Below are 6,529 nucleotides of genomic sequence, written 5' to 3' on the forward strand. Positions count from 1 at the left end.
AATGTAATGAATGACGATTCGGGTAACGTCAAGCGAATAAAGGGGAATTTCTGGGGGTTTTGAAATTTTCTGAAAAGCCGTGAACAGGGAGATTTACTGATGACAGGAAAAAAGGGGTTCTTTCGCGGGCTGATGGATAAGCTGGCCGGATCGGAGCTGCCGGCTGAAGCTGTCCGCCCGTCAGGAACGGAGTCCGGGGAGAGCGATGCCACCGCGGTTGCTGAACCGGTACCGGGGACTTCGCAGCCGACGGCCACGTCTGCTGTTCAGGAAAAGCCCCGTCTGGGCTTTTTCGAGCGGCTGAAACAGGGGCTCAGCAAGACCTCCGAGAGCCTGGTGGGACGAATCGACCGTCTGGTGCTGGGGCGGAAGCAGATCGACGCCGACACCCTCGAAGAGCTGGAAGAGATCCTCATTACCGCTGACATCGGCGTAAAAACGTCGGTGGAACTGATCCGCACCCTGGAGCAGCGGTTGAAGCGAAATGAGCTGCAGGATGGCGCGGCTCTGCGCTCAGTGCTTAAGGAAGAGATACTCGCCCGCCTGGAACGCTTTGCCCAGCCTCTGCAGGTGGGAAATGCGTCGCCGTTCGTAATTATGGTGATCGGGGTGAACGGGGTGGGGAAGACCACCACGATAGGCAAACTGGCCAGCAGGTTTGCCGGTGACGGCAAAAAGGTGCTGCTTGCGGCCGGGGACACCTTCCGGGCTGCGGCTGCCGAACAGTTGCTGGTCTGGGGCGAGCGTGCCGGCGTGGATGTCATTCGGCATCAGGAAGGGGCCGATCCGGCAGCGGTGGTCTTTGACGCCTGCAAGGCGGCCGTGGCTAGGCAGGTGGACGTGCTGATCGTTGACACGGCCGGTCGCCTCCATACCAAGGTAAACCTGATGGAGGAAATGAAAAAGATGCGCCGCATCGTTGGGCGGGAAATCCCCGGTGGCCCCCACGAAACGCTGCTGGTGCTGGATGCGGCAACCGGCCAGAATGCCCTTTCCCAGGCCCGCCTGTTTAAGGAGACCGCAGAGGTGAGTGGCATAGCCCTGACCAAACTGGATGGAACCGCCAAGGGGGGGATTGTCCTGGCAGTGAGCAACGAGTTCCAGATTCCGGTCCGCTACATCGGGGTAGGAGAGGCGGTGGAGGATCTGCGTGATTTTGATCCACGTCAGTTTGTCGAAGCCCTTTTTCAGTAGCCATTTCCAATAATTACTTGACTTTTTGCCAGCAATTCTCCTAATATCGGTCCGGTTTATTTATGGAAGCTGAGTTGTTACATACCCTGCAGGAAAAGGTGGATGCGCTGGTGGCGGCCTATCAGCTGCTCCAGCGAGAAAACGGCCAGCTCCGACAGGAGTTGGACCGACTCTTGGCTGAGCGGAGCGGGATCAAGGAGCAGGTCAGCCGGATCATTGCTTCTATTGAGGAGATTCAAGGGACGTGAGCGGTTCCCACTGCATCAGGATTCTCGGGCGGGAGCTTCAGGTGAGAAGCAGCGCCACACCCGAAACGGTGCAGGAGATCGAGGCGTTTGTCAATGATACGGTCGCACGGGTCGAGTCCAGGGTTCGGGGGGGCGATAGACTTGGGGTGGCCATCCTTAGCTTGATGACTCTTGCAGAGGAACATCTTGCCGTTATAAAGAAGCAGGATCGCAACAAGTGCAACACTGAGCAGGTGGTGGAGCTCATCAGGACAATCGATGAGGTTCTGTCTGGTGCAGCTTAGGACGGTCTCCTCCGGGGGGCGTGACGATATAGCAGAGACGTGGTTGGGAAGTTTCAGTGGCTTCAGCAGGTGAATGTTGCAGTTCCCTGCTTCTGATAGGAAAGAGCATGTTACACCGCCAGAGATGCGACATAAGGATCGACTGAACATACTGCCGGTTTCCTGAAACGCACTATTTCTATCCCCTGTCACCACCTCCCTCCACTCTCCTGATTGCCCTCCATTCAAGGACTGGCCCGCTGTGGGCCTCTGTACAACTGTCGAAATGGTCTGGTATGCCTAAACGTTCGCTACGTAGCCAGATGCTTGCCCGCCGGCGTGGGATGAGTGTCACCGAATGCAGCCGCCTGAGCGACCTGATCCAGAAGGCGGTCATCAGCTCGGCGCAGTTTGTCGCTGCCCGCTCGCTTGCCCTGTATGCGGCCTGTGATAATGAAGTGGCTACCTCTGAGATTTGCCGTGCCGCCCTGGCTGCGGGAAAGGAGCTGTGCTATCCGCGGGTCGAGGCAGGTTCTCTCGTGTTTCGAGAGGCTTCCGGCGAGTGCGAGCTCGTCTGTGGCTCGTTCGGTATCCCCGAGCCGCAGGAAGGTTTCCCTCCGCGCGATCCCGGAGAACTTGATCTTATAGTGATCCCCGGTGTGGCCTTTGACCTGAAAGGGCACCGCATCGGCTATGGCAAAGGTTTTTACGATCGAACCGTCCATCTACTTGAAGGATCGGGGAGGCTGGTTGGTCTTTGTTATGATTTTCAGCTGGTTGATGCAGTTGCTGGTGAGCCCCACGATGTCCTGATGGATCTGATCATCACCGAAAGCCGCCAGGTCGGGCGGGGCTCTTTATCAATATAGAAGGGAGAGTGCCATGAAGATTGAAGTTGCCTTGTTGTTGATGGCTGTTGCGATTGGTGCGGGGGTTCTGGTCGGTTTTTTGATGAAGAAGCGATCGGCGGGACCGGCCGCCGTGAATGTTGATGAGCAGGCTGCCAAGATTCTTGAAGATGCCAGGCGTGAGGCTGAGACCACTCTGCGGGAAGCGAGCCTGAAGGCCAAAGATGAGGTGTATCAGGCCAAGGCAGAGATCGAGCGTGAGACCAAGGAAAAGAAAAAGGATTTGCAGGCCCTGGAGAAACGCCTTCAGCAGAAGGAAGAGAACCTCGACAAAAAGATAAACCTCTATGACCAACGGGACCTGGACTTCGGCAAGCGCGAGCAGGCGTTCGCTCAAAAGGAGCAGGCCTTGGGTCAACGGGAGGAAAGAATCTCCCAGCTTATCGAAGAGCAGCGGCAGCAGTTGGAGAAGATATCGGGTATGACGGCGGCGGAAGCCAAGGCCGTTTTGATGGAGGCCATGGAGAACGAGGCCAAGCTCGATGCTGCCAAACGGATCAAGGCTATTGAAGAAGAGACACGGGAAACGGCTGACAAAAAATCCAAGGAAATTCTTTCCCTGGCAATTCAGCGCTATGCCGGCGATTATGTTGCTGAACGCACGGTCTCCGTGGTCCCCCTGCCTTCCGACGAGATGAAGGGGCGGATCATCGGTCGCGAAGGGCGGAACATTCGTGCACTGGAGGCTGCGACCGGCATCGATCTGATCATTGACGACACCCCCGAGGCGGTCATTCTTTCCGGCTTCAACCCGGTGCGTCGCGAGGTGGCGCGGATTGCCCTGGAGAAACTGATTGCCGACGGGCGTATCCATCCCGGCCGGATCGAGGATGTGGTGCACAAGGCCGAGGAAGAAGTGGAGCTGACCATTAAGGAGGCGGGTGAGCAGGCGGCCTTCGACCTTGGCGTACATGGCATTCACCCCGAGATCCTCAAGCTTATCGGCCGTCTCAAGTATCGGACCTCATACAGTCAGAACGTGTACCAGCACTCGCTGGAAGTCGCCTTCCTCTGCGGCGTAATGGCTGCGGAGCTGGGGATCAACGTCAAGCAGGCCAAGCGGGCCGGCCTGCTGCATGACCTCGGGAAAGCGGTAGACCACGAGGTTGAGGGCTCCCATGCCGTTATCGGCGCCGAGATTGCCAGGAAGTACGGTGAGTCGCCGAAGATCGTCCATGCCATCATGGCGCACCACGAAGACGAGAAGCCCAACTCCGTGCTGGCGGTCCTGGTTCAGGCTGCTGACGCCCTGTCCGGTGCTCGCCCCGGAGCCCGCCGCGAGATGCTGGAAACCTACGTGAAGAGGCTCGATGATCTTGAGCGGATCTCCACCTCGTTCGGCGGGGTCACCAATGCCTTTGCCATTCAGGCCGGCCGCGAGATCCGGATCATGGTCTCCAGCGAGGAAGTGAGCGACGAGCGCGCCGTGGTACTGGCCAAGGACATTGCCAAGAAGATCGAGACGGAGATGACCTATCCCGGCCAGATCAAGGTGCATGTGATCCGGGAAACCCGGGCTGTCGAGTATGCCCGTTAATATCCTGTTTATCGGCGATATTGTTGGCAAGCCGGGCAGGCAGGCGGTTGAGCGCGAGCTGCATAAGCTGGTTGACCGGTACCGTGTTGACCTGGTGATTGCCAATGGCGAGAATGCGGCCGGCGGGTTCGGCCTGACTGTTGAGACGGCAAAAGAGCTTTTCGAGCAGGGAGTGCAGTTCTTTACCAGCGGCAATCATATCTGGGACAAAAAGGATGCCCTGGAGTACATCGGCAGGGAATCGCGGCTCATCCGCCCTGCGAACTATCCTCCCGGAACGCCGGGGCAGGGGAGTGCCGTAGTCAGGACAGCGGGCGGGGTCAAGGTCGGGGTGCTGAACCTTGAGGGGCGGGTATTCATGAACAGCCTGGAATGCCCGTTCCGTACCGCGGATAGTGAACTGGAGAAGCTGAAACAGGAGACCCCGGTCATTTTTGTTGATTTTCATGCAGAGGCGACCTCCGAAAAGTCCGCAATGGGCTGGTACCTGGATGGCAGGGTGAGCGCCGTGGTCGGTACCCATACCCATGTACAGACCGCTGACGAGCGGCTGCTTCCCGGCGGCACCGCCTTTATCACCGATGCCGGCATGACCGGGTCGTTCGATTCGGTCATCGGCGTACGCAAGGACGAACCGATCCAGAAGTTCCTGACGCAACTCCCGGCGAAGTTCGAGGTTGCCAAAAAGGATGTCCGCCTGAATGGGGTGGTGATATCTGTTGATGAAATTACCGGCAAGTCGTTGGCGATTGAACGGGTCAATATCGCCTGCCATTGAGAAAGGAAATGGATATGTCCGTAGCTGCACAGATGGAACAGATAAGGCGGGGCGCCGTAGAAATCCTTCTGGAGAAGGATCTCGAAGAGAAACTCCGAAAATCCATCGATACCGGCGTGCCGTTGAAGATAAAGGCCGGGTTCGATCCTACCGCTCCGGATCTCCATCTCGGCCATACCGTCCTCCTGCACAAGATGCGTCAGTTCCAGCAACTGGGCCATGAGGTCTATTTTCTCATCGGCGACTTTACCGGCATGATCGGGGACCCCACCGGCAAATCCGAGACCCGCAGGGCACTGACCCGCGAAGATGTGCTCGTGAATGCTGAGACGTACAAGGAGCAGGTCTTCAAAATACTTGATCCGCAGAAGACGAAGGTCGTCTTCAACTCGGAGTGGCTCGGTAGGCTTACGGCAACGGACATGATCGGCCTGGCCGCCAAGTATACCGTGGCCAGGATGCTGGAGCGGGACGACTTCGGCAAACGGTTTGCCACGCAGATGCCGATCAGCATCCATGAATTCCTCTATCCCCTCATGCAGGGATACGATTCGGTGGCCATGAAGGCCGATGTGGAACTGGGGGGCACGGACCAGAAGTTCAACCTCCTGGTAGGCCGTGAGTTGCAGCGGGAATGGGGGCAGCCACCCCAGACCGTTATTACCATGCCCCTCCTGGAAGGTCTGGACGGGGTCAACAAGATGTCCAAATCCCTGGGCAACTACATTGGCATCAACGATCCGGCCGATGAGATCTTCGGCAAGGTCATGTCCATTTCGGACGAACTGATGCTCCGTTACTATGAGTTGCTGAGCGATCTTACCCTGGTTGAGATCGAAGATCTGAAGAAGCGGCTCAAGGATCATTCGCTCCATCCCATGGAGGTCAAGAAGCAGCTCGGTCGCGAGATAGTCGCCAGGTACCACGGGACGGCAGCGGCCCAGGCGGCTGAGGAGAATTTCGTCAAGCGGTTCCGGGATAATCAGGTACCGGAAGAGATGCCGGAAATCACCCTTGGGCGCGAGGGTGCCACCATGCTCCTTGCCAAAATTCTTGCCACTGCCGGGCTGGTTGACTCCAACAGCGAAGGGCGCCGGGCCATCAAGCAGGGTGGGGTCAAGGTGGATGGCGAGAAGATCAACGACGAGCAGGCTGAACTGTCCTGCGAAGGAACCTATGTAATCCAGGTCGGTAAGCGCCGCTTTGCCAAGATCACATTTTAAAAATAGCCTATGCCGCATTTTTTGGTTGACGGATGGACGTCAAAAGGGTAAAAACGCGATTCCTTGTTAACGACGGTCCGCAAGGGGATGGGGCCGGGAGGAAAAAAGAGACGGCGCAGAAAAAAGAGTTTGACAAGGGAATCGGTTCTGAAGTATAAACGCGATTCCTTGTCAACGACGGCCTGCCAGGGGATGGGGCCGGGCAGAAAAAGATTGGCGCTGAAAAAAGGTGTTGACAGGGAAAGCGGATCTGAGTATATTGCGAAGTCTGCTGACGGCAGGTTGGTCTTTGAAAACTAAATAGCAGATAGCTAAGCGAGTGGGTTCTCGAAAAACAAGAAGAGAACTGCAAAGAGCAGTTCAGACTTATTCAGTACA

Annotated in this window: 7 protein-coding genes; all 7 read left to right on the forward strand. The window is 57.1% G+C overall.

What is annotated here, in order from left to right; all coding sequences use genetic code 11:
- Nucleotides 1-96 precede the first annotated feature (96 nt).
- Nucleotides 97-1,194: a signal recognition particle-docking protein FtsY gene (gene ftsY, locus JN12_RS19140; protein ID WP_145025786.1), complete on the forward strand. Its 1,098-nt coding sequence runs from the start codon at nt 97-99 to the stop codon at nt 1,192-1,194.
- A 74-nt stretch (nt 1,195-1,268) separates the two neighbouring features.
- Nucleotides 1,269-1,442, forward strand: coding sequence for a hypothetical protein (locus tag JN12_RS19145; RefSeq protein ID WP_170242085.1), 174 nt, complete (start codon nt 1,269-1,271; stop codon nt 1,440-1,442).
- The gene (locus JN12_RS19150; RefSeq protein WP_145025790.1) at nt 1,439-1,726 is read left to right on the forward strand and encodes a cell division protein ZapA; all 288 of its coding nucleotides are present in this window, start codon (nt 1,439-1,441) and stop codon (nt 1,724-1,726) included. Before JN12_RS19145 ends, JN12_RS19150 begins: the two co-directional genes overlap by 4 nt.
- Before the next feature lie 275 nt (nt 1,727-2,001).
- Nucleotides 2,002-2,574: a 5-formyltetrahydrofolate cyclo-ligase gene (locus JN12_RS19155; protein WP_145025792.1), complete on the forward strand. Its 573-nt coding sequence runs from the start codon at nt 2,002-2,004 to the stop codon at nt 2,572-2,574.
- Nucleotides 2,575-2,587: 13 nt separating this feature from the next.
- Complete coding sequence (gene rny / locus JN12_RS19160; protein ID WP_145025794.1) at nt 2,588-4,150, forward strand: ribonuclease Y; 1,563 nt, start codon at nt 2,588-2,590, stop codon at nt 4,148-4,150.
- Nucleotides 4,140-4,928 carry a TIGR00282 family metallophosphoesterase gene (locus tag JN12_RS19165; RefSeq protein ID WP_145025796.1) on the forward strand — a complete coding sequence of 263 codons (789 nt, stop codon included), beginning with the start codon at nt 4,140-4,142 and terminating at the stop codon, nt 4,926-4,928. Before rny ends, JN12_RS19165 begins: the two co-directional genes overlap by 11 nt.
- A gap of 14 nt (nt 4,929-4,942) precedes the next feature.
- Entirely contained in the window at nt 4,943-6,151 is a 1,209-nt protein-coding gene (tyrS, locus tag JN12_RS19170) for a tyrosine--tRNA ligase (RefSeq protein ID WP_145025798.1), read from the forward strand.
- Nucleotides 6,152-6,529: the final 378 nt, after the last annotated feature.

The organism is Geobacter argillaceus, from assembly GCF_007830735.1.
GTDB lineage: Bacteria > Desulfobacterota > Desulfuromonadia > Geobacterales > DSM-12255 > Geomobilibacter > Geomobilibacter argillaceus.